General features: G+C 73.5%; 20 protein-coding genes and 1 tRNA gene. 10 read left to right on the forward strand and 11 right to left on the reverse strand.

Annotated features, from left to right (window positions below; all coding sequences use genetic code 11):
• Positions 1 to 108: 108 nt before the first annotated feature.
• Positions 109 to 537: an OsmC family protein gene (locus ACZ4YL_RS12940; protein ID WP_468116146.1), complete on the reverse strand. Its 429-nt coding sequence runs from the start codon at positions 535 to 537 to the stop codon at positions 109 to 111.
• A 61-nt stretch (positions 538 to 598) separates the two neighbouring features.
• Positions 599 to 1,654 (reverse strand): cell division protein ZapE, encoded by a 1,056-nt coding sequence (gene zapE / locus ACZ4YL_RS12945; RefSeq protein ID WP_468116289.1) that lies wholly within the window; start codon positions 1,652 to 1,654, stop codon positions 599 to 601.
• An 84-nt stretch (positions 1,655 to 1,738) separates the two neighbouring features.
• Here zapE and ACZ4YL_RS12950 point away from each other — a divergent pair, with 84 nt between their 5' ends.
• The 4 genes from ACZ4YL_RS12950 (at position 1,739) to msrB (ending at position 5,033) form a co-directional block, all read left to right on the forward strand.
• Positions 1,739 to 2,521, forward strand: a complete 783-nt coding sequence (locus tag ACZ4YL_RS12950; RefSeq protein WP_468116148.1) for a pyrimidine reductase family protein — start codon at positions 1,739 to 1,741, stop codon at positions 2,519 to 2,521.
• Positions 2,522 to 2,669: 148 nt separating this feature from the next.
• Positions 2,670 to 3,137 carry an indole-3-glycerol phosphate synthase gene (locus tag ACZ4YL_RS12955; RefSeq protein ID WP_468116150.1) on the forward strand — a complete coding sequence of 156 codons (468 nt, stop codon included), beginning with the start codon at positions 2,670 to 2,672 and terminating at the stop codon, positions 3,135 to 3,137.
• Between the two features lie 61 nt (positions 3,138 to 3,198).
• Positions 3,199 to 4,596 (forward strand): UDP-N-acetylmuramate--L-alanine ligase, encoded by a 1,398-nt coding sequence (murC, locus tag ACZ4YL_RS12960; RefSeq protein ID WP_382545628.1) that lies wholly within the window; start codon positions 3,199 to 3,201, stop codon positions 4,594 to 4,596.
• A gap of 23 nt (positions 4,597 to 4,619) precedes the next feature.
• Positions 4,620 to 5,033: a peptide-methionine (R)-S-oxide reductase MsrB gene (gene msrB / locus ACZ4YL_RS12965; RefSeq protein ID WP_468116152.1), complete on the forward strand. Its 414-nt coding sequence runs from the start codon at positions 4,620 to 4,622 to the stop codon at positions 5,031 to 5,033.
• A gap of 341 nt (positions 5,034 to 5,374) precedes the next feature.
• On the opposite strand, the gene ACZ4YL_RS12970 is transcribed toward msrB, so the two are convergent.
• The 4 genes from ACZ4YL_RS12970 to ACZ4YL_RS12985 form a co-directional block, all read right to left on the reverse strand.
• Positions 5,375 to 6,664 carry an MFS transporter gene (locus tag ACZ4YL_RS12970; protein ID WP_468116154.1) on the reverse strand — a complete coding sequence of 430 codons (1,290 nt, stop codon included), beginning with the start codon at positions 6,662 to 6,664 and terminating at the stop codon, positions 5,375 to 5,377.
• A gap of 3 nt (positions 6,665 to 6,667) precedes the next feature.
• Positions 6,668 to 7,204 (reverse strand): DUF5825 family protein, encoded by a 537-nt coding sequence (locus tag ACZ4YL_RS12975; protein WP_468116156.1) that lies wholly within the window; start codon positions 7,202 to 7,204, stop codon positions 6,668 to 6,670.
• Entirely contained in the window at positions 7,201 to 9,090 is a 1,890-nt protein-coding gene (locus tag ACZ4YL_RS12980) for a RiPP maturation radical SAM C-methyltransferase (RefSeq protein ID WP_468116158.1), read from the reverse strand. Before ACZ4YL_RS12980 ends, ACZ4YL_RS12975 begins: the two co-directional genes overlap by 4 nt.
• A 178-nt stretch (positions 9,091 to 9,268) precedes the next feature.
• Positions 9,269 to 9,391: a hypothetical protein gene (locus ACZ4YL_RS12985; RefSeq protein ID WP_258309265.1), complete on the reverse strand. Its 123-nt coding sequence runs from the start codon at positions 9,389 to 9,391 to the stop codon at positions 9,269 to 9,271.
• A gap of 252 nt (positions 9,392 to 9,643) precedes the next feature.
• Here ACZ4YL_RS12985 and ACZ4YL_RS12990 point away from each other — a divergent pair, with 252 nt between their 5' ends.
• Positions 9,644 to 14,134, forward strand: coding sequence for an Hsp70 family protein (locus ACZ4YL_RS12990; RefSeq protein WP_468116161.1), 4,491 nt, complete (start codon positions 9,644 to 9,646; stop codon positions 14,132 to 14,134).
• Positions 14,131 to 15,492, forward strand: a complete 1,362-nt coding sequence (locus ACZ4YL_RS12995) for a serine/threonine-protein kinase (protein WP_468116163.1) — start codon at positions 14,131 to 14,133, stop codon at positions 15,490 to 15,492. The genes ACZ4YL_RS12990 and ACZ4YL_RS12995 overlap by 4 nt, the downstream gene beginning before the upstream one ends.
• 41 nt (positions 15,493 to 15,533) lie before the next feature.
• Here the strand turns inward: ACZ4YL_RS12995 and ACZ4YL_RS13000 are convergent, their stop codons facing one another.
• The 3 genes from ACZ4YL_RS13000 to ACZ4YL_RS13010 form a co-directional block, all read right to left on the reverse strand.
• Positions 15,534 to 15,977 carry a nuclear transport factor 2 family protein gene (locus ACZ4YL_RS13000; protein ID WP_468116165.1) on the reverse strand — a complete coding sequence of 148 codons (444 nt, stop codon included), beginning with the start codon at positions 15,975 to 15,977 and terminating at the stop codon, positions 15,534 to 15,536.
• Between the two features lie 547 nt (positions 15,978 to 16,524).
• Positions 16,525 to 16,597, reverse strand: a tRNA-Ser gene (locus ACZ4YL_RS13005).
• Positions 16,598 to 16,657: 60 nt separating this feature from the next.
• Positions 16,658 to 18,031, reverse strand: coding sequence for a hypothetical protein (locus ACZ4YL_RS13010; RefSeq protein ID WP_468116167.1), 1,374 nt, complete (start codon positions 18,029 to 18,031; stop codon positions 16,658 to 16,660).
• A gap of 288 nt (positions 18,032 to 18,319) precedes the next feature.
• Here ACZ4YL_RS13010 and ACZ4YL_RS13015 point away from each other — a divergent pair, with 288 nt between their 5' ends.
• From ACZ4YL_RS13015 to ACZ4YL_RS13030, 4 genes are read left to right on the forward strand one after another with little or no spacing between them, the layout of a single operon-like run.
• Positions 18,320 to 20,641 carry a sensor histidine kinase gene (locus tag ACZ4YL_RS13015; protein ID WP_468116169.1) on the forward strand — a complete coding sequence of 774 codons (2,322 nt, stop codon included), beginning with the start codon at positions 18,320 to 18,322 and terminating at the stop codon, positions 20,639 to 20,641.
• Positions 20,638 to 21,054 (forward strand): roadblock/LC7 domain-containing protein, encoded by a 417-nt coding sequence (locus ACZ4YL_RS13020; protein WP_468116171.1) that lies wholly within the window; start codon positions 20,638 to 20,640, stop codon positions 21,052 to 21,054. The genes ACZ4YL_RS13015 and ACZ4YL_RS13020 overlap by 4 nt, the downstream gene beginning before the upstream one ends.
• Positions 21,054 to 21,428: a DUF742 domain-containing protein gene (locus tag ACZ4YL_RS13025; RefSeq protein ID WP_351155340.1), complete on the forward strand. Its 375-nt coding sequence runs from the start codon at positions 21,054 to 21,056 to the stop codon at positions 21,426 to 21,428. The genes ACZ4YL_RS13020 and ACZ4YL_RS13025 overlap by 1 nt, the downstream gene beginning before the upstream one ends.
• On the forward strand, positions 21,415 to 22,020 hold the full coding sequence (locus ACZ4YL_RS13030; RefSeq protein ID WP_351155339.1) for a GTP-binding protein: 606 nt from the start codon (positions 21,415 to 21,417) through the stop codon (positions 22,018 to 22,020). The genes ACZ4YL_RS13025 and ACZ4YL_RS13030 overlap by 14 nt, the downstream gene beginning before the upstream one ends.
• On the opposite strand, the gene ACZ4YL_RS13035 is transcribed toward ACZ4YL_RS13030, so the two are convergent.
• Together ACZ4YL_RS13035 and ACZ4YL_RS13040 are read right to left on the reverse strand one after the other, a co-directional pair.
• Positions 22,010 to 22,930 (reverse strand): NAD-dependent epimerase/dehydratase family protein, encoded by a 921-nt coding sequence (locus tag ACZ4YL_RS13035; RefSeq protein WP_468116173.1) that lies wholly within the window; start codon positions 22,928 to 22,930, stop codon positions 22,010 to 22,012. The two genes, ACZ4YL_RS13030 and ACZ4YL_RS13035, sit on opposite strands and share 11 nt — an antisense overlap.
• Positions 22,927 to 24,048 carry a cytochrome P450 gene (locus ACZ4YL_RS13040; RefSeq protein ID WP_468116175.1) on the reverse strand — a complete coding sequence of 374 codons (1,122 nt, stop codon included), beginning with the start codon at positions 24,046 to 24,048 and terminating at the stop codon, positions 22,927 to 22,929. Before ACZ4YL_RS13040 ends, ACZ4YL_RS13035 begins: the two co-directional genes overlap by 4 nt.
• Positions 24,049 to 24,050: the final 2 nt, after the last annotated feature.

Genomic DNA, 24,050 nt, shown 5'->3' on the forward strand with positions numbered 1-24,050 from the left:
CACCACAACCCTCCCCCCCCCCCCCCCCCCCCCCCCCCCCCTCCCTCTTCTCCCCCCCCCCCCCCCCCCCCCCCCCCCCCCCCCCCGCCGGAGCGGAAGCGGGAGCGATCAGACGAGCTTGGCGCTCAGGGTGATCGTGGTGCCCGTCAGCGCCTGGCTGACCGGGCAGTTCGCCTTGGCGTCCTCGGCCGCGGCGGTGAACGCGTCGGCGTCCAGGCCCGGCACCTCGCCCTCGGTGGTGAGGTGGATGCCGGTGATGCCCTTGCCGGGTACGAAGGTGACGGCCGCCGAAGTGGTCAGCTTCGCCGGCGGGTTGCCCGCCTTCGCGAGGACGTTCGAGAAGGCCATGTTGAAGCAGCTGGAGTGCGCGGCGGCGATGAGCTCCTCCGGGCTGGTCCGCCCGTTCGCCACCTCGTCGGTGCGCGCGGGCCAGGAGACCGGGTAGCTGCCGAGGCCGGACGAGTCGAGGGTGACGACGCCCTTGCCCTCGAACAGGTCGCCTTCCCAGACGGCGTGTGCGTTACGTGTGGCGGCCATGGTGGATCCCTTCGTAGAAGTGGGAACGCCCGGGCCCCGAAGGTCCCGGGCGTCCCCAAACCTACTGGGAGACCAGGGGCTTCGCGTCGCGCGCCAGCGCGGTGAGCCGCGATATGGCGCGGAAGTACTTCTTCCGATAGCCGCCGTTCAGCATTTCCTCACTGAACAGCCGGTCGAAGGGGACCCCGGAGGCCAGCACCGGGATCTCGCGGTCGTACAGCCGGTCGGCCAGTACCACCAGCCGCAGCGCCGTCGACTGGTCCGGCACCGGGCCGACGTCGGTCAGGCAGACCGCCGTGAGGCCGTCGGTCAGCGCGCCGTAGCGGCTGGGGTGCACCCGGGCCAGGTGTTCGAGCAGGCCGGGGAAGTCGTCCAGGCTCGCGCCCTCGGTCGCGTACGCGGCCTTGGTGACCTGTTCGTCCGAGAAGGGCGCCGGGGCCTCCGGGAGACCGCGGTGGCGGTAGTCCTGGCCGTCGATCCGCAGCGGCCGGAAGTGCGCCGACAGCCCCTGGATCTCGCGCAGGAAGTCGGCGGAGGCGAAGCGGCCCTCGCCGAGCTTGCCGGGGAGGGTGTTGGAGGTGGCGGCCAGTGCCACACCCTGCTCGACGAGGCGGCTGAGCAGCGAGGACACCAGTACGGTGTCGCCCGGGTCGTCCAGCTCGAACTCGTCGATGCACAGCAGCCGGTGTCCGCCGAGGGTCTGCACGGTCTGCTGGAAGCCGAGCGCGCCGACCAGGTTGGTCAGCTCCACGAAGGTGCCGAAGGCCTTGAGCGCGGGTTCGGCCGGGGTGGCGTGCCACAGGGAGGCCAGCAGGTGGGTCTTGCCGACGCCGTAGCCGCCGTCGAGGTAGACCCCGCGCGGGGCGGCGGGGGCGGTCGGCTTCTTCGAGAACCAGCGCTTCTTGCCGGCGCCGCTGGCGTGCGCACCGCCCAGACCGGCGGCGAAGCCGCTCAGCGCGGTGACGGCCTCGGACTGGCTGGGCTGGGCCGGGTCCGGGTCGTACGTGTCGAAGCGCACCGAGTCGAACCGCGGTGGCGGCACCATCTCGGCCACCAGCCGTTCGGCGGGCACCCGCGGCTCGCGCGCGCAGAGGGCCTGGGGCCCCGCGTCGGCTATGGGGGGCCGGCCGGAGGTGTAACCGGAGGTGGAGAGAGATGTCGACACAGCTCTCAACTCTACGGGGCGTGGCACACTGCACCGATGCGACGCCTGTTCCCTGTGACCGATCAGACATCAGCCTCGCCCCAGGACCGGGCCGACCGGGAGTGGTCGCTCGACGAACTGGCCGAGGCCTACGCGTACCCCGCGCTGAAGGCGGACGGCCACTGGCTCCGGGCCAACATGGTCTCCACCCTGGACGGGGGCGCCCAGCACGAGGGCCGCTCGCAGCCCATCTCCGGCGAGACCGACATGCGGATCTTCGGCACCCTGCGGGCGCTGGCCGATGTGGTGGTCGTCGGCGCGGAAACGGTTCGCCAGGAGGGCTACCGCCCGGCCCGCGCCCGGGAGGCCTTCGCCGCCCGCCGGGCCGCCTCCGGGCAGGGCCCGGCGCCCGCCATCGCCGTGGTCACCGCCAGCCTGGACCTGGACTTCTCGCTGCCCCTGTTCACCTCCCCGCTGGTGCCGACCCTGGTGGTCACCGGGGCCGCCGCGCCCGCCGCCCGGGTGGCCGAGGCCGTGGCGGCCGGGGCCGAGGTCGTGGTGGCCGGTGACGGCGCGGGCGTGGACGCCGCCCGGGCGGTACGGGAACTCGCCGCGCGGGGGCTGCGCCGCCAGCTCACCGAGGGCGGGCCCCGGCTCCTGGGTCAGTTCGTGGCCGCCGACGCCCTGGACGAGCTGTGCCTGACGATCTCCCCGATGCTCGTGGCGGGAGGCGCCCAGCGGATCGCCGGCGGCCCCTCCGTCACGGTTCCGCACCGGCTCGCGCCCGCCTGCGTACTGGAAGAGGCCGGGTTCCTCTTCACGAGCTACCGTCGGATCTGACAAGGCGCGGAATTTGTCGTTCCGCTTTGCTTCCGCTGGGCACATAACTGGGCAGGTATGTCTGCGCAGGGCCCCGTGCGACAGCGGGGCAGGATGGTTTCCGCAGGGGTCGGCCGGCCGGCCTCGGCCCATGAAGGAGAGGGCGTCCGTGTTCACGAGCGTATTGATGATCGAGCAGCCGCTGACCGCGGTCGACGTGGACTTCGTCACCAACCTGCACGGGGACGACGCGGTCTCCTTCATCGTGCTCATGCAGCCCCGGGGCGACCAGGACCGACTGCTGCGCGCCATCGACGACGTAGCGCTCGGTGAGCTCCCCGAGGCCATCCGTGAGGGTGACGAACCCGAGGGCGAGGACGCCCTCGGCCCCGCCGCGCACGCCCTCGCGCACTCCCTGAACGCGCTGCGCGCCAAGGGCGCCAAGGCCGTCGGGCAGATCATCGAGGACCACCCGCTCGACAAGCTGAAGTCCGTCGTGGACGAGCACGACGCCGACGAGGTGATCGTCCTGACCGCCCCGCACTTCGTGGAGGAGTTCTTCCACCGGGACTGGGCCTCGCGCGCCCGCCACAAGGTCGGCGTTCCCGTGCTCAAGCTCTTCGCCCACAACGAATAGGCTGGGGCCAGTCAGAGCCTCACGCGCACCCGCAAGAAAACACGATCCTGGAGCGACCTGAATGAAGCCCGGCCTGCCGACCGCCATGGAACGGCCCCACTTCATCGGCATCGGCGGCGCCGGCATGTCCGGCATCGCGAAGATCCTGGCCCAGCGCGGCGCGCAGGTGGCCGGCAGCGACAGCCGCGGTGACTCCGAGACCGCCGAGGCGCTGCGCGCCCACGGCGCCACGGTCCACGGCGGACACGCGGCCGGGAACCTCGCCGCCGACTCGACCTGCGTGGTCGTCTCCAGCGCGATCCGCGCCGACAACCCCGAGCTGGCCCGCGCCGCCGAGCTCGGCATCCCCGTCGTGCACCGCTCCGACGCGCTGGCCGCCCTGATGGACGGGCTGCGGCCGATCGCCGTCGCCGGGACGCACGGCAAGACCACCACCACCTCGATGCTGGCGGTGTCCCTCTCGGCCCTGGGCCTGGACCCCTCGTACGCCATCGGCGGCGACCTGGACGCCCCCGGCTCCAACGCCCACCACGGCGAGGGCGACATCTTCGTCGCCGAGGCGGACGAGAGCGACCGCACCTTCCACAAGTACACGCCGCAGGTCGCGATCATCCTCAACGCGGAGCTCGACCACCACGCGAACTACGCCTCCATCGACGAGATCTACGAGTCCTTCGAGACCTTCGTCGGCAAGGTCGTGCCCGGCGGCACCCTCGTCGTCGCCCACGGCCAGGAGGGCGCCGCCGAGATCGCCCGCCGGGTCGCCGGACAGGAGGGCCTCACCGTCGTCACGTACGGCGAGGAGGAGGGCGCAGACGTCCGGATCACCAAGATCACCCCGCGCGGCCTGACCAGCGAGGTCACCGTGATCCTGGACGGCCGGATGCTCACCTTCACCGTCTCGGTCCCCGGCCGCCACTACGCGCACAACGCCGTCGCGGCCCTCGCCGCGGGCGTGGCGCTCGGCATCCCGGCGCACAACCTGGCGAGCGCGCTCGGCAAGTACACCGGCGTCAAGCGCCGCCTCCAGCTCAAGGGCGAGGCCGCGGGCGTCCAGGTGATCGACTCCTACGCGCACCACCCCACCGAGATGACCGCCGACCTGGAGGCCATCCGCGGAGCCGCCGGGGACGCCCGGATCCTGGTCGTCTTCCAGCCGCACCTCTTCTCCCGCACCCAGGAGCTCGGCAAGGAGATGGGCCAGTCGCTGGCCCTGGCCGACGCCTCCCTGGTCCTGGACATCTACCCGGCCCGCGAGGACCCGATCCCCGGCGTCACCAGCGAGCTGATCATCGCGGCCGCGCGGGCGGCGGGCGCCGACGTCACCGCCGAGCACGACAAGGCGGCCGTCGCCGACGCCATCGCGGGAATGGCCAAGCCCGGTGATCTCGTTCTCACCATGGGCGCGGGCGACGTCACGGACCTCGGTCCGGCCATCCTCGCCCGGCTGTCGAGCTGAAGGTACGAGGGAGCGGGAGAGTCATGTCCTACGAGGTCGAGAAGACGGACGAGCAGTGGCAGGCGGAGCTGACCCCGTCCGAGTACCAGGTGCTGCGCCTGGCGGGCACCGAGCCGGCCTTCCGCGGTGAGTACACGGACACCAAGACGGAGGGCGTCTACTCCTGCCGCGGCTGCGGGTCCGAGCTGTTCCGCTCGTCGGAGAAGTTCGAGTCGCACTGCGGCTGGCCGTCCTTCTTCGACCCGAAGGACACCGACGCGGTCGAACTGATCGCCGACACCTCGCACGGGATGGTCCGCACGGAGGTCCGCTGCGCGAAGTGCGGCTCCCACCTGGGCCACGTCTTCGAGGGCGAGGGCTACCCGACCCCGACGGACCAGCGGTACTGCATCAACAGCATCTCCCTGCGGCTGACTCCGGGCGGCCAGGAGAGCTGAACCCGTCCGGTTCCCCTCGGGTCCACGTCCCGTAGGGAACCGGTCGGCATCGCCCGCCCGCCCGCCTGCCGCATCCGCTGCCGCGGGTGTCCGTGCCGTGTGGACTCCGGTGCGACCTAGTGCTGTGACCGGCAAGGTTCACCGGGTTGCGACGCCCGGCACGGCACCCCATCCCCCAGACTCCGTCCGGGGGGACCCCCAGGTTGTCGGACCGCGCAAGTACGTCCAGTACGAGCCGCGGCCCTCCGTCTTGCGATGCTTCCCCTAGGCCCTGCGGGCCTGGGGAGACCCCATGCACCGGACGCCGCAACCCGGCAAACCTTCCTGGCCACAGCACTAGGTCACGGGGCGGGCGGCAGTACGGCAGTGCCGGTGCGGTGCGGCAGCCAGAAGCAGGACGCGGCCAGGAGCGCCGCCGCCGCGGCGCCGGTCAGCACGGGGACGCTCCCCAGCCAGGCCGCCAGCGCGCCCGCGGACAGGGCCCCCACCGGGACGGTGGTCAGGAGTGCCGCCTGGGCGAAGCCGGCGACGCGGCCCTGGAGGTGGTGCGGGGCGATCAGTTGCTGGGTGGTCGTCATGGAGATCGCCCAAACGGTCGCCGCAATGCCGAAGACCAGTTGGTAGGCGAGCAGCGCGGGGAAGGCGAGACCCAGCGACGCCGCCGGCACGAGGAAGATCGCGAGAGCTGCCACCACCGCGCAGATCCGTGTCGCCCGGTACAGCTCGACGGACGTCGCGAACCGGCCCGCGAGCAGGACTCCGGCCACGGTGGCCACGCTGAACGCGGCGTACACGATCCCCAGCTGCCATGCAGAGAGGGCGAGTTCGCGATTCGCGTACACCACGAAGAGCGCGTCCGCAGCCCCGCTGCCGAGGTTGAACCCGGCGCCCGCGAGCACCTGCCGGCGCAGCACCGGTTCCGCCCGGACCACCGCCAGCCCCTCGCGGAGCGCGGCGAGCCGGGGGCCCTGGCGTCCGGTGGGCTCGGCCGGTCTGTTCAGCGACGCGGGCAGGGCGAACAGCAGCACGGCCTCGACCGTGTAGGCGGCGCCGCCGGCCAGCAGGGCGGAGGACGCCCCGACGAGACCGACGAGGACGCCGCCCAGGGCGGGGCCGCCGATCATGCCCGTCGTACGGGCGCCGGTCAGGGCCGAGTTGCCGGTCAGGAGCTGCTCGGGCCTGACCACTCGGGGCAGCGCCGCCTGCAGCGCCACCGAGAGGGTCCAGGTCAGCGAGCCCGACAGGGCGGCCACCACGTACAGGTGCGGCAGGCCGAGGCTCCCGAGTGCCCCGGCGAGCGGCACCGAGGCGACGACCACCACCTGCAGCGAGGTGAGCGTGACGGCGAGGGTGCGCAGCCGGGCCCGGTCGGCGAGCACACCGGCGAGGGGGCTGAGCACGGCGCCGGGGAGATAGGTCAGGGCCAGCAGCGCCGACGCCCCGAACGGGCCCGCGTCCAGTCGGGTCACGGCCAGCATCGCCAGTGCGAGCGCGGTGATCTGCCGTCCGACGGAGCTGGCCGCCTGTTCGCCGCAGAGCAGCAGGAACGGGCGATGCCGCCGCAGCGCACCCCACGGCGTGCCGCCGCCGTCGGCGGCCGTGGACGGGGGTCGGGTCGGCGACGAGGTCACAGGTCAGACGCTCGTGCAGGGGACGGGCCAGCGGCGCAGGCGCGGCGGCAGTGCCACCGCCCACCCCTGCGTGACCAGGACGAGACGTTCGTCCGCCAGCAGGGACACGGCCTCGCGCCGTGTCGCGTCGAGCTCGTCGAGGGCCGTGGGTTCCTGCACGGTGAGGAAGGCGCCGAGCAGTGCAGGCTGGTCGATGGTGAACCGGGCCGAGGCCGAGGGATCCCTGCGGTCCATGACCGTCACGAAATCCGGCCCGCGGCGGTGGTAGAGCAGGCCGTACGCGTACCGGGACCTCCACACGGCCGCCTCGTCGGACCTGCCGGACCTGCCGGACCCGTCCGGGGAGGCGGGGCGGGGAGCCGGTGGCGGGAGGTGGTGCAGCAGCCCGGTGTCGAAGGGCAGGGCGTCGCTGTCCGGGACCCAGCGCACCGTGAGCGCCCGGCTCTGGCAGTCGCGCAGGAAACGCACGGCGTCCGCCGCGCCGCGTCCGCCCGTGCCCAGCGGCAGTGGCTCGTCCACCACCACCTGCCCGCCGGTCATATGGCCACCACCTCGGTGTCGGCCCCCGCCCCGGCACCGTCCGTGACGGCGACCGTGCGGACCGGAGCGTTCCGCAGAGGCAGCGACACGTACGACCGTCCGTCGAAGAACAGCAGCCCCAGGGACACGCCCTCTCCGAGCCACTCCGTGAGCCGTTCCGGGGTGACCGGATGCCCCTCCTCGGTGAGGAGCCGGTGCAGGGCGGGCCCGGAGCGGCCGTGTTCCAGGTGCCGGAACGCGGCGGCCTCCCAGCCGCCGAGCCGATGCGTCCGGGCCGGCCATCCGCGCCGCCGGTCGTGCACCAGCAGGTCACCGTCCGCGCCGGATTCCATCAGCAGCGTCGAACCGGCGTGCCCGGCCCGCCAGTCCTCGACGGCCCGTGCGAGCCGCTCCTCCGTCCTGCCGCCGATCCCGCGGGGCGGGGTGTCGAAGAGGTACACCAGGTCGGCCAGTTCCTCCTCGGGGAGGTCGTACACATGGCCGTACATCTCGGCAGGGGTCCGCTCGGCGAAGCCGAGGGCGGGATCGGCGAAGTGCGGGCTGAACCGCTCCAGCTGGATGCGGAACGCGCCGCCCGGTGGCTGCAGGTGCACGAGCGCGGGGATCTGGTCGACGACCGGGTCGTAATCGTCCGCCGTCTCGCCCGGGAACCCGTACAGGTAGTTCCACGTGCACGTGAGCGACCGGTCGGCGCATTCCCGGAGCGTGCGGACGTTGCGGGAGCCGGTGACTCCCTTGTCCATGAGGCCGAGGACGCGGTTGTTGAGGCTCTCGATCCCCGGTTGGATGTGCACCGCTCCCGAGCGGGCCAGGAGCGCCAGCTGGTCCGTGGTGAGGTTGGACTTGACCTCGTAGTGCATCAGGAGGTCCCAGCCGCTGTCGGCGGCGAGCGGCAGGAAGTCCGTGAAGTACGCCATGTCGATGATGTTGTCGACCGTGACGATGTCGAGGATCCGGTGCCGCCGGACGAGCCGGTCGACTTCGGCCCACAACTGCTCACCGGGCTTGGCGCGGAACGCCATCGCCGAGCCGTTGAGACCGCAGAACGTGCAATGGTGCTTCTCGCCCCACCAGCAGCCGCGCGCGCCTTCCACGACCAGTTTCGGACGGACGTACTCGGCCACCGGGGAGGCGTCGAGCTCCGCCTGCCAGATGTCGTAGTCGGGCGAGGCGATGTCACGCGGCGCCACCGTACGGCGGGTCTCCTCGTTCGCCCGCGAGGTCCCGCCGTCCCACCAGCACAGGCCCGGTACGTCGACGGGCGGGGTCCCGGCGTCCAGATGGGCCAGCAGGGCGGGGAACGCGTACTCCCCCTCCCCGCGCACCACATGGTCGACGAAGGGATGGTTGCGGTGCAGGGCGTGGCCCATCGGCCCGTCGCAGTTGCTGCCGCCGAAGACCACGGTGAGGCCGGGGCGGCGGCGCTTGAGCTCGGCGGCGAGCGCGAGCGAGGACACGTTCTGCATGAACGTGCTGGTGAACCCGACGACGTCCGGGTCCTCGTCGAGGATCTCCGAGGCGCTGCTGGAGATGAAATCCGCCGCGTGGACCCGCATGGCATGCGCCTTGTCCACCGGGATCCCGCGCCGCTGCGCGTACGCGCCGAGCCGTGCGACGCCCCAGTCGGGGTCCGCGTAGAGCACGCCCGAGAAGACCCAGTCGCCAAGCCCGTCGAAGATCGAGTCGCTGCCCACCTCGGCGTGGTCGGCCGGGCGCAGCAGTCCGTCCGTCCGCTCCAGCAGGAATTCCGCCCAGCGCAGCGAACCGTGGAACTCGTGGATCTCGTCGGAGGGCCGGGTGCGGGTCAGGAGGGAGTGCAGCAGGCCGATCTGGAGCGAGGGCAGGTCGATCGGCTGCCAGGGCATGGTCACCAGATGGATGCGCATGCGGTCCTCCCCGCCCGGCCTCGCTCCGTCCGCCGGGCCGGCCGGTCGGCAGCCCGGCACGGGGCCTCAGGGGGTGTCTTGCCGATCACGCCGGGCTCGCGGGGTCCGGCCTGACCGACAAGAAACCCCCTGGCGCCCGGCGTCCTCGGTGCCGGGCCGGGCGCCGACTCCCGCGCGGTCAGGACGACGGTCGCTTGTCGATGGTGAGCCGGTCGCGCTTCCTGGCCTCGTCGCGGACGGCCACCTTCTTGATCTCCGGCTTGGTCCGGGTGTCGTCCTCTGGTGCCCTGTCGCTTTCCATGGTGCCTCCCGTTCCTCAAGTCCGCCGACCCTAAAGGCCGTTACCCGCGGTACGCAAGGGATGGTTTCGGCCGACGGGGCAGTGTGCCCTCCTCCGGGGCGGCGTCGGTTCCGCCGAGGCGCCGGACCGGATTCGAACCTGCGTCCACCTGGAGATCGCGAGCAGTCCCGCAGTCCCATCTCCCTTTGTCCCCGGGGTCGTTAGCATGTGAGATCAGGGCCCGGCCTTGTGATCGCAGGGGGATGAGGACAGGTGTGGCTCAACAGGTCTTCGGACGGCAGACCCCGCAGCCTGCGCAAGGCGCTGAAGCTGGTGGAGCAGACCTTCCGGCCCGCACTGCTGACCGGAAGAGAACTGGACCAGGCCGCCGAGGCCTTCGGCCGGGCGCTCGTGGAGGCGCTCGACCACGACCCGGCGCTGGCGGCCGACCTGCTGGAGCGGCCGGGCCGTCGACTGCCCGCCGAGGGGTACGCGGCGGCCCTGGGGCCGGCCCGGAAGGCGGCGCTGCACGAAGCCGTCGGGCACGGCGACCGTACCGCCCTCACCGTGATCGCCGAGGCGGCGGGCCGCGCCGGAGACCTCGCGCTGGAACGTGAGGCCGGGGGCCGGCTGGCGGTGCTGGCGGGTGAGCGGGACAGCGCCGACAGCCTCGTCTCCTTGCTGCGGCGCCGCCAGGACGCAGGTCTCCTCGACATCGGCACGACGACGCAGGCCTTACGGGCGTACACCGCGAGGGCCGCGCTCGCCCACGACGCCGCGCTGTGGAGCACCTTCTTCGACCACCTCGCCGACCCCCTGGTGCCGGACCTGTACCCGGTGAAGCTCTTCCTCGGCCGCGGGGGCGATGCCGTGCGGCTCGCGGACAACCCCGTACGCAAGCGCGAGGCGCTGGACTGCTGCGCGACCTCGCAGCGGATCGACGACGTCCTGGCCGCACTGGAACTGGCCCGGACGGAAGGCCTGTCCGAGCGGGCCCGGGACTTCCACGAGCGGGCCGGTGAACTCCTCCTCGCCGCAGGCCGGCCCGCCGAGGCGCTGGCACACTGCGAGCAGGCCGGCCGGCACGATCTGGTGAGCCGCTGCCACGAGCAGCTCGGCGATCACCGGGCCGCGCTCGCGACCTGCCCCGCCGAGGAGCCCGACCGGCTGGCCTCCCTGGCCGCCGCCTGCCGCCCGGACATCGACGGCCAGGTGCAACGGGGCGACCGGATCGCCGCCCTCGGGCTCGTCTCGGAGATCCTCGGCCAACTGGAACGGGCCGCGAGGCCGACGGAGTTGATCGTCGACCGGAAGGCCGAGCTGGAGGGGTTACGCGCGGCCGTCGTCGCGGTCGAGCGGCGCCGTCTGGACGATCTGCTGCGGCAGGCACCCGCGGAGGACCGCCCGGCCGTGCACCTGGAGTGGAGCCGGTTCGAGGAGGCGGCCAGCCAGCCCGCGGAGGCGGCCGGGCACGCCGAGGACGCCGGTGATCTCTACCGGGCGCACACCCTCTTCCGGAAGGCCGAGCGGTTCGGCGACGCCGACCGTGTCCTCAAGAGCGAGGACTCGGCCGAGGGCCGGGCTGCTCGCGCAGCGGCCCGCGAAGCCGGCGGCGACCTGCTCGGCGCGGCCCGCCTGCACGAGCAGGACGGGCGGTACGAGGAGGCAGTCGTGCTCTACGGCCGGGCGGACGACGCCTCGGCGGCGGCCCGCTGTCTGATCCGCTGGAAGGGCGGGGAGGCGATCGAGGACCCGCGGCTGGCTCCGTTCCTGCGCAGGACGGGCGACATCGCCGAGCTCGTCGAGCGCTGCCTGGACGCCATGGAACGCAGGGGACGCGACTCGGCGGCCCCGGGGCTGCTGAGGTCGCTGGTCGAACAGGACGACGCCGCCGTCCCCGAGCTGCAGCGGGAACGGGTGAGCCAGGCCCTGCAGGCGATCGGCGCCGTCGGCCGCAAGGAGTTCGAGGAGCGGGCCGCCGAGTGGGCGCAGCGGGCCCGCGCCGAGACGGACACCCGCTTCGCCACCGTCTGGGGCCTCGACCTCGGGACCCACTCGTGTGTCGCCGCCCTCTACGACGCGCACAGCGGACAGCCGGTGATCTGTCCGGACGGGGTGAACTCCCAGTTCGCCTCCACCTTGACGGTGACGAAGGGGGGCGAGGAACGCGTCGGACTGACCGGCGACCAGATCCTCGCCTCCTGGGTGGTCGGCCACATCAGCGCGTCCAAGCGCCGGATGGGCGACGGCATGTCCTACACCATCCTCGACCGCTCCTACCGGCCGGAAGAGGTCGCCGCCCGCCTGATCGCGCACGCCCGGACGCTGGTGGAGAAATACCTCGCCGGGCAGGTACGGGAACGGCTCGGTGAGCTGGCCCGCGAAGCGCTCGGACAGGTTCGCGAGGACTGGCTGGACTGGGCGGCCGGACATCACGACCTCACACTGAAGCGGGAGGAGGCGATCCTCACCATCCCCGCGTACTTCCTCAACAACGCCAAGCACGCCACCCGCAACGCGTGCGAGATCGCCGGGGTGAAGGCCAGGCGCCTGATTCACGAGCCGACCGCGGCCTGCCTGGCGGCCGCGGCCCAGCGGCGGCTGAGCGGCGAGGTCACCGTCGTGGACCTCGGCGCGGGCACCCTCGACGTGAGCGCCATGGAGGTCCGGGGCAACCGCTACCAGGTCCGGAACATCCTCGGCGACAACGAGTACGGCGGGTACGACTTCGACCGCATCGTGGCCGACGAGCTCGCGCGGCGGCTCCGCGCCCGCGGACTGGACGTCCCGGCGACCGGCCGGGCGCGCCGACGGCTCGAACTGGCCGCCGAGCACCTCAAGATCGCCCTCTCCTCCCAGCGCGAGGCCGAATACACCCTCAACGCCTACCTCGGGCAGCCGGAAGTGCGCCTGGAGCTGACCCGTGACGAGCTCGCCGCCCTGCTCGCCGACTCGCTGCGCACCCTGCGCGACGTCTGCGAGCGGATGATGGACGAACGCGGCCTCCCGCCCGACCACCTCGTCCTGGTCGGTGGTCCGATGCTCTCGCCGCTGATCAGCGGGACCGTGGAAGAGGTCTTCGAGGCCGACCGCACCGTCCTGTCGGATGCCCGGACGGCCGTGGCCTGCGGTGCCGCACTGGAAGGGGCGGTGCTCTCCGGCCACCTGAAGGACATCCAACTGGAGGACGTGACCCCCTTCGACCTCGGGATCGCGGTCGCCGAGGCCGACGGCACCGAGGGCTTCTCCGTCCTCATCGAGCGGAACACGTCCATCCCGACCCAGGAGTCGAAGATCTACACCACGACCCGGGACCTTCAGATGCAGGTGGACATCGTGGTCTACATCGGCGGGATCGAGCCCCGTTCGCTGGTGGGGGTCCTGCGGCTGACGGGCATCCCGCCGGTCGCGCGCGGAGTGCCGCAGATCGAAGTGACCTTCGGGTTCGACAGGAGCTGCGTCCTGACGGTCACGGCGCGCGACACGGTGACCGGGAACAGCAGCTCGGCCGAGTTCATCGGGACGACCCTGCTCGCACCGAGCGAGATCGAGACGATGTCGCGGCGGCACACCGTCCAGCGCGAACTGGAGGAACTCAGGCGCGCCCTGCGCCGGCTGGTCGAGGAGGCGGCCGAGCTCGGCGACTGCGAGCCGATCTGCCACGAGTTCCGCGAGCGCCTGAGCGCCCACCGGCCGTCCCGCCGGGCCCTGGACCCGGCCACGCAGGGCATGCTCGCCGAGATGTACGGCCCGCAGTCGGCCGAGCTGGAAGGCGAACTCCTCTCCCTGCGCGCCCCGTTGCGGGATCTGCTGACCACCGCGCGGGACCACCTCTCCCAGCCGGCCTTGGCGGAACGGACAGCCGCGGGACAGCACCTCGCCCACCAGCTCGGGGTGCACCTCGACGCCATGCGGCAGGGCATGGCCCGGCTGACGCGCTGGAACGGCGTGCTCGCCGCCCTCGCCGCCGTGGACAGCGACCCGCTGACGCGCTTCCGCGCCCTGCACGACGCCGGTGACCACGGCCGGGCGCTCCACGCGCTGGAGGAACTGGCCGAGCCGCTCACCGACCCCGACGACCTCCGGCGACGGCTGCGCTGCCTCGCCGGCGCCGGGGACGTGGAGGGCTACCGGCGGACGCTGCTGGCCGACGCGGCCCGGCTGCGCGCGGTCGTGCTCGACCCCGAAGACCCCGGGGCGTTCGTGGCATCGGCCAGGTCCGCCCTGGTGCGGGTGGCGGACGGCAGCGGCCAGGAGGGCGGCGGCTTCCTGATCTCGGACCGCCACGTCCTGACCAGCCGGCGGTGGTCGGCGCAGGACCCCGAGGGGATGACGGTGCGCCTGGTCGAAGGGGAGCGGGCCGTACGCCGGGTCTTCCTCGCCGACTCCCCCTCCATCGCCACGGCCGTGCTGCTCCTGGCCGAACCGGTGCAGGCGGCGCCGCTGCGCCTGGGCTTCCCCCGGCTCGTCCACATCGGTGACCTCGTCTGGGCCCCGGCCCCGGACGACGCACTGCTGCCCGGCATCGTCGAGAAGTTCGAGGTCTTCCCGGAGCAGCGACTCCAGTTGTTCAAGACCGATCTGGGACTGCCCCCCGAAGCGGCCGGCGGCCCCCTGCTCAACGAGCTCGGCGAGGTGATCGGCACGCTGGCCCTGCGCGCGGAGTCGGAGCCCGCCTTCGCCGTCACGACCGACTCGCTGGCCGGCCTGCTCGCGAGCGCCGGATTCGGTCTGACGGGCGCGGCGGGCGGAGACGGCGGGTGAGCCCGGTGACCGGCGCCACGGACGGCCGGCTGCTCGACGGGCGCTACCGGCTGCGCGTGCTGCTGGGGGCGGGCGGGATGGGCGAGGTGTGGCGCGCCCACGACGAACTGCTCGACCGGGAGGTCGCGCTCAAGCTGATCCACCCCGCCGCGGCGCAGGACATGCACTTCCGGGCCCGGTTCGAGCGCGAGGCCAGTTTCACCGCACGGCTGGCCGGAGACCCGCACATCGTCACGGTCTACGACTTCAGGAAGGACCCCTGCTACCACGTGGTGATGGAGCTGGTCGAGGGCAGCTCGCTGGACACCCTGGTCCGCGGCGGGGCACCGCCGCCCCTGACCGACGTACTCGCATGGGCCCGCCAGATCTGCGCCGCGCTGCACACCGCGCACGCGAAGGAGATCGTCCACCGGGACCTCAAGCCGTCGAACGTCATCCTGACCCGGACCGGAACCGTCAAGGTCGTGGACTTCGGCATCGCCGCGCTGCTGCCCGGAGCCGCGCCGGGCCGCCGGGGCCTGACCAAACTGACGGTGAGCGGGCACTTCCTGGGAAGCCCGCCCTACGCCTCCCCGGAACAGATCCAGGGCGTGGCGGTGGACGCCCGCGCCGACCTCTACTCGCTCGGCTGCCTCCTGTACGAACTGGTCACAGGGGCACCGCCGTTCGGAACCGGAGCGGTCCACTCCGTCCTTGCCCGGCACCTCCACGAACCTCCGCCCCCACCGACGGAGCTCCGCCCCGATCTGCCGGCCGGCCTGGAACGGCTCATCCTCGATCTGCTGGCCAAGGACCGCGAGGCCCGGCCGCCGGACGCCGCGGCCGTCGGCGGACGGCTCCGGCAGCTGGAGGCGCCGCGCGGCTACACGCCCACGCTGGCCGACCCGCTCGCCGAAGCGCACGCCCCGCGATCGCCGGACGGCGGGACGTCCCCGGCCACCGCGCTGCACCTCGCGCGGGTCTTCGACTTCCGGGGGCCCGACGGAGCGCCCGCCATCGCACCCGACCGTGAGCACGTGACCTCCGCCGAGGAGTGCGCCGCCCTGCTCAGCTCCCTCAGGGATGCTCCCGTGGCCCTGCACGGCCTCGTCCCGGAACCGGACCGCCTCGATCCGGCCCGGAGCAGGGTGGTGCCCGCCGGTTTCCGCACCGACGGCCTCTGGGTCTGGTCCGACCAGATCGCCTACTACCTCGAACGCTACCGGTGCGCCCCGGACCCGGCCCTGCGCCACCACCTCGCGCAGCGCGCCCGGCAGCGGCCGGACGTTCCGGCCCGGCTGCTGAGCGCTGCCGGAAAGCTCGTACGGGGCGAGCCGCAGGGATCGCTGACCGGCCGGCCGGCCACCGATGCGAGGTAGTCCGCCACCTCGACCCGAAGGACCCGGACCAGGCCGGTCCTTCACCGATTCCCGGCCTCGAATGCCTGGGCGACGGCGAGGCTGTCCTCGTAGACGTGGTGCCGGGTGACGAGGCCGTCCTCGACGGTGAGGTGCAGGGCGAACCGTGCGCGGTACGCGCGTCCGGTGGGCCGGGCGGTCTGGCGGATCTCGCCGAGCACGACCGCGTCAGTTCCGTCGATGAGGATGCGCTCGACCTCGGTCCCCACGTCCTCGGGCACGTGGTGCTCGGCAAGCTCGCGATAGTGGGCGGCCGCGTCGGCCCGGGTGGACCGGTGCCGGATCCACGGCGTGGCAGTACGGCCGTGCTCGGCCTCCGGCCAGTCGAGCTTCCAATCGCCCTGCTCGGCATACAACTCGGCGATGCGCTCGGGGTCGCCCTCGCCGATCCGGCGCAGCAACTCCTCGACCACGGTGCGCGTGTTCGTCCGTACGGCCATGGACATGGCTGACCTCTCCGTCCTGGTTCCGCGTCCTTCGACGCGGGGAGATCACCGATCCTGCCCGTGCAGGCAAGCGGAGACGATTACCTCCGAGGTAACGAGCCCCTCGCACCCACAGGTCATCCAGTGACGCCGTGGGGGTGCACCCGGCCGCCTCCGTGCCGAGGCCGGCACCGGCCGGCCGCCCGGAGCGCAGTCAGCCCTCCAGCAGCCCCGCGGCCTCGTCGATCGCCGGTCCCACCCGCATGCCCGCACTCTTCGTCACCGCAGTAGTCGGTTCACGGTAGCGAACCGGCCGGCGGGCCCGTACGGGCGGGTCAGGTGACGACCCGGACGGAATCCGGCTTGGGGAAGGGCGTCCTCAACCAGCCCTCGGGTCGGCCCCCGTCGCAGAGTCCCCGGGTTCGGTCACGAGCAGTCGGGGGAAGCGCCTCAGCCACCACTGCTCCTCGCCGTCGCGGCCGGGCCACGCGATCGTCGCCGCGCGGGGGCAAGAGGGACCGGACGCGGGCCAGGGCGGTCCGGCACCGGATGTCGAAGCCGGTGAGGGCGGCGAGGACAGGATTCGAACCTGCGTCCACCCGGAGATCGAGCCGGGCGCTCCTCCGCAGAGCTTCCTCGCCGCCGCCCCGATCATCCGCAGGCCGCGCCCTCCCGGTCAACGGGATTTCACCGCCGGGGCGTCACAGCCATTCCTCGGCCGCCGCGCGCTTGCCGCGGCCCGAGAAGACCCCCGCCGACCGCATCGCGCTCGCCATCAGCGGGTCGGCGACGGCCACTCCGTGGACCAGTTCCGGCGTGGGCCGGTAGCGGACGGCCTCCGCCGTCGGGCGGGGCGCGGTCCAGCCGCCCGCCACCGGGTCCACGCCGTGCCGGGCGCAGGCCGCCTCCACCAGCGAGCGCGTGCATTCCTTCTCGCCCCGCAGGACCTCCCAGGGCCGGGGCAGATCCGCCCACACGTACGTGTCGGGGTGCAGCCCGCCGCCCCGCCTGCGGTGCCACGCGGCCACGTCGGCCGCCATCAGCCGCGGGACCTTGCCCGGGCAGACCCGGTCCAGGACCTCCTCCTGGCCCAGCTCGGTCATCAGGGCGAACCAGTGCGCGCGGGCGGTGCCCCAGGCCTGGGCGGCCTGGTTCCACGTCGAGGAGTCGTCGCCGCGTCGCACCACCATGCTCGTGGCCTCGAAGCCGGAGCGGTTCCACGCGTCCTCCAGCAGCTCGGCCACCTCGCGCAGGAAGCGGTTCCACCGCACCAGCAGCCGGATCAGCTCCTGGTCGGACAGGTGCCCGAGCACCTCGCTGGTCGGGTGGACGTGCGCCACGGCGTACCAGTCCGTCCGCCCGGGCGCCGCGCGCAGGCGCCGCAGGAGCGCGTCGGCGACCTCGTCGTACGGCCGGCGCTGCCGGCCGCTGGTGAAGACGCTGCGCATGTTCGCGCGGGCGGTCAGGTACGCGATGAACGCGGCGGTGTCGGGGTCCGCGCCGAACACCTCGTACGGCAGCGTGTGCGCGAGCGCTCCCTTGCCGGTCATGGTGACCTCGTGGCGGCGCTGCTCGTGCAGCAGCCGGGCCAGCTTGGCCTCCATCCGCCGCAGCAGCCGGAAACGCTTGTTGTACTGACGCTTGGACAGCTCGCCGATGCCGGCTTCGGCCCGCTCCGTCCGGTTCAGCCGGTCCAGGCCGAAGTCGTTCTCCCCGTACTGCCGGTGAATCTCCTCGCCGGCCCGGCGGATGACCGCCTCGATTTCGGCGGGATCGTCCCCGGCCCCTTCGGGGAGTTCGGGAACGGACGCGAACAGCGCCGTGGCGCGGGCGAGCTGGCGCTGCGCGCCGACGGGCGCGGCGAACTCCTCCAGCATGGAGGTGTATCCGTGCCAGAGGCGGCGCAGGGAGTTCCTGGAGGCCTTCTCCAGGGCCTCGGCGGTGGCGGGGCCGGGATCGACCCGGCGGGCGGCGAACAGGTCCTGGACGAGCCGGGCGATGTCCTCGGGACGTCTGCGCAGCCCCAGCGAGGCGTGCAACTCGCGGATCAGCTGCTCGGCGTGGTGCGACGGCATGGGCCTCACCCTGCCACCGGACACCCGTGACCTCCACCGGTTAACCGGCGGCCGGAACAGGCCGGGGCGGCCTTGGTGTCGAGTACGTCGCGGTTCGATTCCGATCCGATCTCTGGCCTGCGATGATTTACCGCAGGTAGCACGCTTCGGGCTCGGAAGACACCTATCCGAATCTCCGCCATGTCTGGTTATGATCGGCCTCCCGCCGTCCCCCGCTCGCGAGGACCGATGTCTCCCATAGAACCCGAAGGCGTACGACGGCAGTCGACGACCCGTCGGTGGCGTTCCGTGCGTCTGCGCACCCTGCTGATCTGGCTGGCGGTGGTCCCCACCGTCGCGATGGGCACCCAAGTGGCGGTGACCGCAGAACGGTTGCTGGCCCAGTCGGAGGAGCTGCGGTCCGACGTGGCGGCCGCCGAGCAGGTCGGCGCCCCGCTCTACACGCTCATGGTCGACATGCAGGCCGAGCGGACGGCGACCGCCGCCCGGTGGACGGGCACCGACGGGTCCGAGGGCGAACTGCGCGTCCGCCGCGAGGCCACGGACTCGGCAGCGGCCGAGTTCCGCCGACTGGCGGTCGATCCCTCGCGGTCCTTCGCGGAGGTGACCCGGCAACTGGAGAAGCTGGCCGAGTACCGACAGCGCGCGGACACCCGCAGCGGCTCCGCCGACAGCACGCTGGCCTACTACTCCGATGTGATCGGCAAGGTCATCCAGGTCTACCAACAGGAGTTCAGCCACGCCGAGGACGCCGAACTCGCCCAGGCGAGCCGTCCCGTGGTGTCGATGCTCCAGGCCACCGAGATGGTGGCGCGCGAGGACACCGTCCTGGCCCTGGCCGGGCCGTCCGGGGACCTGAGCTACGTCGGCTACGACCAGTTCGTCAGTGCCCTGGGTGCCCAGCGGTACCTGCACGAGGCGCTGATCGTGCCGCACCTGACGGCCCGGGACCAGCGGTCCTACGAGCAGGTCGTCGGCTCCCCGGAGTGGCAGACCAAGACGCGCATCGAGAGCGCGGTCCTTTCCGGGCACAAGGACATCGCCACGGGCATCAGGCTCTCCGCCGAGACCCGCGGCTGGTCCTCCGCGCACGCGACCTTCTCGGTGCAGATGACCACGCTCAACATCGACCTGGCGCGCTCGGTGCTCGCCCGCGGCGAGGCCAAGGCCGCGGAGCTGCAGACCGAGGTCGCCTGGCTGATCGGAGGCAGCGCCGGCGGGCTGCTGGCCGTCGTGGTCGTGGTGGTCTTCACCACCCGGTCGGTGCTCCGCCGCCTGCACGACCTGCACGTACGCACGGTGACCGTCGCCGAGGAGACCCTTCCCGACGTCGTCGCCCGGCTCCGGCGCGGCCAGACCGTGGACCCCGAGGCCCTGCCGGCCGTGACCGGCGACCGGGACGAGGTCGGACGCATCAGCGACGCCTTCGCCCGGGCCGTCGCGGTGTCCGTCGACGGACACCGCGAGCTCGCCGCCGAGCGCCACGGATTCGGCCTGTTCGCCTCGGGCATCGCCTCGCGCACCGGAAACCTGGTCAGCCGCCAGCTGAGCCTCACCGAGGACCTCCAGGACACCTTCGGCCACGACGAGGCACTGCTCGCCGAGCTGATGCGGGCCGACCAGCTGACGGTCGGCATGCGGCGGCAGATCGAGAACCTCCTCATCCTGGCGGGCGGCGAGGTCCCCGACCCGCACACCGAGCCCATGCGCGTCGCCGACCTGCTGCGCGAAGCGGCCGCGGAGGTCGAGGACTTCCGGCGCATCGAGCGGCAGGCCCTGGACGAGACCAGCGTGGAACCGAGCGCGATCAGCCAGATCAGCCACCTGCTCGCCGAACTGCTGGACAACGCCACCCGGTTCTCCCCGCCGAAGTCCAAGGTGGTCATCCGCGCCGAACTCGTGACGGACGGGCTTTCCGTCGAGATCGAGGACCGCGGGCCGCGGGTGAGCCCGGAGCGCTACGAGGAGATGAACGGGCGCCTGCACGAGGCCCCGCCGTACTCCGTGCTGGCGCAGAACGCGCACCGGCTCGGCCTCTTCGTGGTCGGGCACCTCGCCGACCAGCTCCGCGCGACGGTCACCCTGCGCCGCTCGGTGTACGGGGGCACCTCCGCGGTGGTGATCGTGCCCAGGCAGCTGCTGGTGGCGACCGACGCGCGGGCCCCGCGCGAGATCGAGCCGCAGGCCCGGCTCCTGGAGCTGCTCCCGGCCCCGTCCCGGGTCACCGCCCCGGCCGCCCCGGAGCCGAGCCCGCCCGCGGTACGCGGCCCCGAGCCCGCCCCCGAGCCCGCCCCGGAGCCCGAGCCGGTCGTGCACACGAGCGCCGGGCTGCCGAGCCGCCGTACGAAGGCACCCGCGGCCGTGCCCGCAACGGTGCCCGCGCCCGCGGCCGTGCCGGCACTCGTACCCGTACCCGCACTTGCGGTCCGCCCGGCCCTCCCGGAGCGCGTCCCGCAGACCCACATCGCCGAACAGCTGCGCGAGCCCCGCGCGCAGGAAACCGTCGTCCGGCCCGACACCGCGACACCCGAAGAGGTGGCCGATGCCTGGGCGGACTACGAACAGGGGACCCAGACAGTGGAAGAAGAGCTCCGACGGGATCAGCCATGACCACCTCACCGAACACCGCGGCATCCAACGACGCGATCTACAGCGTCCTCGACAACAACCTGAGCAGGATCGCCGGCGTCCAGGGAGCCGTGCTGCTCTCCAACGACGGCATGAAGCTCAGCGCCTACCTGCTGGACGAGCCCCAGGCCGAGCGCATGGCGGCCGCGGCCTCAGGCATCGCGTCCACGATGAAGGCGATATCCCGGGAGATCGACGGCGGTCGCGTCATCCGCCAGCTCGTCGAGATGGACGACCGGTACCTCTGCATCGTCGGATGCGGCGAGGGCAGCACGCTCATCGTGGTGACCTCCCGCAAGGCGCGGCTCGGGGAGCTGGGCGGCGAGGCCGTACGGACCGCCCAGGCGCTCGGCGAGTGGCTGGGCACCCCCGAGCGCGGCCAGCCGTCCGCGTAATGCCGCAGGACGAGCCACAGCCGCAGCCGGCGGGCCGCCGCCGGACGCGGCTGTACGCCCTGACCGATGGGCGTACGGCCGCCGCGCAGTCCGTCCTCACCATGGACACCACGATCACCGCGGCGGCCGACGGCGAGGTGGACGGGACCCTGCCCACCGAGTGGCAGGAGATCCTCGCCATGTGCGCGCCGCCGGGCGGGCGGGCCGTCGCCGAGATAGCGGCGCGGATGCACATCCGCCTCACCCCCATGACGCTGCTCCTCGGTGAACTCGCCGACCGCGGGCTGATCCACCACCGGCCGCCCCTGGCGGTCGCCGAGACCACCGACGTCCACCTGCTCATGAGAATCAGGGACAGCCTTGCCCGGATATGACACGACCGCGACCGCCCACCGGGAACCGGCCCCGGTCAAGATCCTCGTCGCCGGCGGGTTCGGGGTCGGGAAGACGACCCTGGTGGAGACGATCTCCGAGATCGAGCCGCTGCGTACGGAGGAACGGCTGACGTCCGCCGGTATCGGCGTCGACGATCTCGACGGCATCGAGTCCAAGACGGTGACCACCGTGGCCATGGACTTCGGCCGGCTCACCCTCACCGACGCCGGTGTGGTCCTCTACCTGTTCGGCACGCCCGGCCAGGAACGCTTCTGGTTCATGTGGGACGACCTGCTGAACGGGGCGCTCGGCGCGATCGTGCTGGTCGACACCCGGCGCCTGGACCGCAGCTTCCCGGCCGTGGACTTCTTCGAGAGCCGCGGACTGCCCTTCGTGGTCGGCGCGAACTGCTTCCACGGCGAACAGCCCTACACCGCCGAGGAGATCGGGGCGGCGCTGCACCTGCGCGATCCGAACACCCCCGTCCTCATGCTCGACGCCCGTTCCCGTACGGACGTCCGCGGCTCCCTGCTCGCGCTGCTCGACCTGCTCATCGCCAAGGCGCAGGCTCCGGCGGCCGTCAGCCGCTGAGCCCCGGCCGGGCCCCGGTCACCGCAGCCAGGTGGTCCGCCAGGCTGCGGTGCGGGGCCCAGCCCTGGGCCCGCGCCCGGGTGAGGTCCAGGACCACCGGGTGCGCCAGCTGGTCCACCGCGTAACGGCTGAGGGCCGGCTCGGCCCCGGCCGCCGTCGCCACGGCCTCCGCGACCCGGGCCGCCACGGCGGCCACCGGCAGCGGGAGGTGCCGGATCCGGGCCCGGACGCCATGGGCGCGCAGGACCGCGCGGACCGCCGCGTCGCGGCCGTACGGCTCCCCGTCGGCGATGTTGTACGCACCCGGCGCCCAGGCCGCCGCCGTCAGGCAGGCCCGCGTCAGGTTCTCCACTGCGGTGAGGCTGAGCGTCACGTCCGGGCCGGGCAGCAGCAGGGTGCCCGCCCGGACCCGGGAGAGCAGCCGGGGCAGCAGCGTGATGTCGCCCGGCCCGTAGACGGCCCGGGGCCGCAGCACCACCGCCCCGGCGGCCAGCGCCAGGGCCTCGCCCTCCGCCTTCGTCCGGCCGTAGGCGTTCAACTGCCCGGCGCGCGGGTGCTCCTCGCCGACCAGGCCGCGGTCGTGCCGCGGATCGTAGACGCTGGCGCTGCTCACCCACACCACGGGCCGCCCGCCGGCCGCTCCGAGCAGCCGCTCCGTGCCGTCCACGTTGACCGCGCGCATCAGCGCCGCGGCCCGCGAGCCGGGGGCCGGATCGCCGACGGCCGCCGCGCAGTGCACCACCAGGTCCACGCCCGCCAGGTCCGGCGGCTCCGCGGCGGCGTCCCAGAAGCGGTGCGTGCCCACCGGGCCCGGCCTGCGGCCCAGGCACACCACCTCGGCCCCCGCCGCCGCGGCGGCGCGGGCCACGTGCCCGCCGCAGAAGCCGCTCGCGCCCGTGACCGCGATCACGACCCGGCCCCGGGGACCCCGGCCCGTACGGTCAGCACGCGCCAGCCGGGCAGCGCCGCGCCCCGGTCCACCCGGGCCCGCGTCACCACCGGCCGGTACGGGGCCAGCGCGCCCAGGACGTCGGCCAGTTGGGCCCGGGCCAGCCGGGCACCGGGACACGCGTGCGGTCCGGCGCCGAACACCAGCCGGTCCACGGCCGGGCCGGCGGGCCGCTCGGCGTCCGGGTCGCGCCGGTGCGCCCCGGCCGCGTGCCGGGCGACCAGCAGCAGCCGGTCGCCGCCGCGCACCGGGCAGCCGCCCACGACCCCGTCCGCCGCGGCCACCCGGGGCAGCAGCGGCGAGGCCGAGGTGACCCGCAGCAGCTCGTCGGCGAGCACCGGCCGCAGGGCCCCGTCCGCCGCCTGCTCCCACAGCCCCGCGTCGGCGCACCAGGCCACCGCCCGGGGCAGCGCGGCGACGGTGGTGTTGACGGCGGCCACCGCCACCATCGCCGGCAGGGCCTCGCCGGCGGGCCCCAGGAGCCGGCGGAGCCGGTCGGCGGCGCGGGCCGCAGCAGCCTCGGCGCGCGGGCGGCGCGGCCCCGGCAGGTGGCTGCGTACGGAGGCGGCCGCCGCCTCGGCCGCGGCCCCGGCGACCGCCCGCGGGTCGGCGCCGGACCCCAGCAGGGCGCACACCACCGACCCGGAGAGCTCCCGCGCGAGGTCGACGAGGTCCACCTCGCCGCCCCGGTCCAGCGGCGCGAGACGGCGTACGAGCAACGGCCGCCAGAGCGACCGGAGATCCTCGACCCCGGCACCGCCCAGGGAGCCCGCGAGGCCCCGCCGGTCCGCCCGGTGCCCGCCGCCCTCCTGGTCGAAGAGCACGCCCCCGGCCCCGCCCCCGCCGGCGCGCAGGGCCGTCCGCGCGGCGGCGCCCGTCGTACCGGCCGCCGTCCGGTCGAGCGGCAGCCGGGTCAGGGCCTCCCGGTAAGCCTCCGGGCCGTGCACCAGCAGGGTCCGGCCGAGCCGGCGCACCGGACGGCCGCGGGTGGCGGCGAGCAGCCCGAACAGCAGGGGATGGCTGTGCAGATAGACCCGGCGGTCGCGGCGACGCGCCCTGGTGTGGGACGTGGTGCTCATCG

It is taken from the genome of Streptomyces sp. NPDC030021 (assembly GCF_055574035.1).

What these genes read in the sequence shown, in the direction of transcription:
- ACZ4YL_RS13000 (WP_468116165.1), bottom strand. Translation starts at nt 15,977, where the DNA reads ATGTCCATGGCCGTACGGACGAACACGCGCACCGTGGTCGAGGAGTTG.
- ACZ4YL_RS12985 (WP_258309265.1), bottom strand. Translation starts at nt 9,391, where the DNA reads ATGGAAAGCGACAGGGCACCAGAGGACGACACCCGGACCAAGCCGGAG.
- ACZ4YL_RS13025 (WP_351155340.1), top strand. Translation starts at nt 21,054, where the DNA reads ATGCCGCAGGACGAGCCACAGCCGCAGCCGGCGGGCCGCCGCCGGACG.
- ACZ4YL_RS13020 (WP_468116171.1), top strand. Translation starts at nt 20,638, where the DNA reads ATGACCACCTCACCGAACACCGCGGCATCCAACGACGCGATCTACAGC.
- ACZ4YL_RS13040 (WP_468116175.1), bottom strand. Translation starts at nt 24,048, where the DNA reads ATGAGCACCACGTCCCACACCAGGGCGCGTCGCCGCGACCGCCGGGTC.
- ACZ4YL_RS13010 (WP_468116167.1), bottom strand. Translation starts at nt 18,031, where the DNA reads ATGCCGTCGCACCACGCCGAGCAGCTGATCCGCGAGTTGCACGCCTCG.
- ACZ4YL_RS12975 (WP_468116156.1), bottom strand. Translation starts at nt 7,204, where the DNA reads ATGACCGGCGGGCAGGTGGTGGTGGACGAGCCACTGCCGCTGGGCACG.
- ACZ4YL_RS12950 (WP_468116148.1), top strand. Translation starts at nt 1,739, where the DNA reads ATGCGACGCCTGTTCCCTGTGACCGATCAGACATCAGCCTCGCCCCAG.
- ACZ4YL_RS12940 (WP_468116146.1), bottom strand. Translation starts at nt 537, where the DNA reads ATGGCCGCCACACGTAACGCACACGCCGTCTGGGAAGGCGACCTGTTC.
- ACZ4YL_RS12980 (WP_468116158.1), bottom strand. Translation starts at nt 9,090, where the DNA reads ATGCGCATCCATCTGGTGACCATGCCCTGGCAGCCGATCGACCTGCCC.
- murC (WP_382545628.1), top strand. Translation starts at nt 3,199, where the DNA reads ATGAAGCCCGGCCTGCCGACCGCCATGGAACGGCCCCACTTCATCGGC.
- msrB (WP_468116152.1), top strand. Translation starts at nt 4,620, where the DNA reads ATGTCCTACGAGGTCGAGAAGACGGACGAGCAGTGGCAGGCGGAGCTG.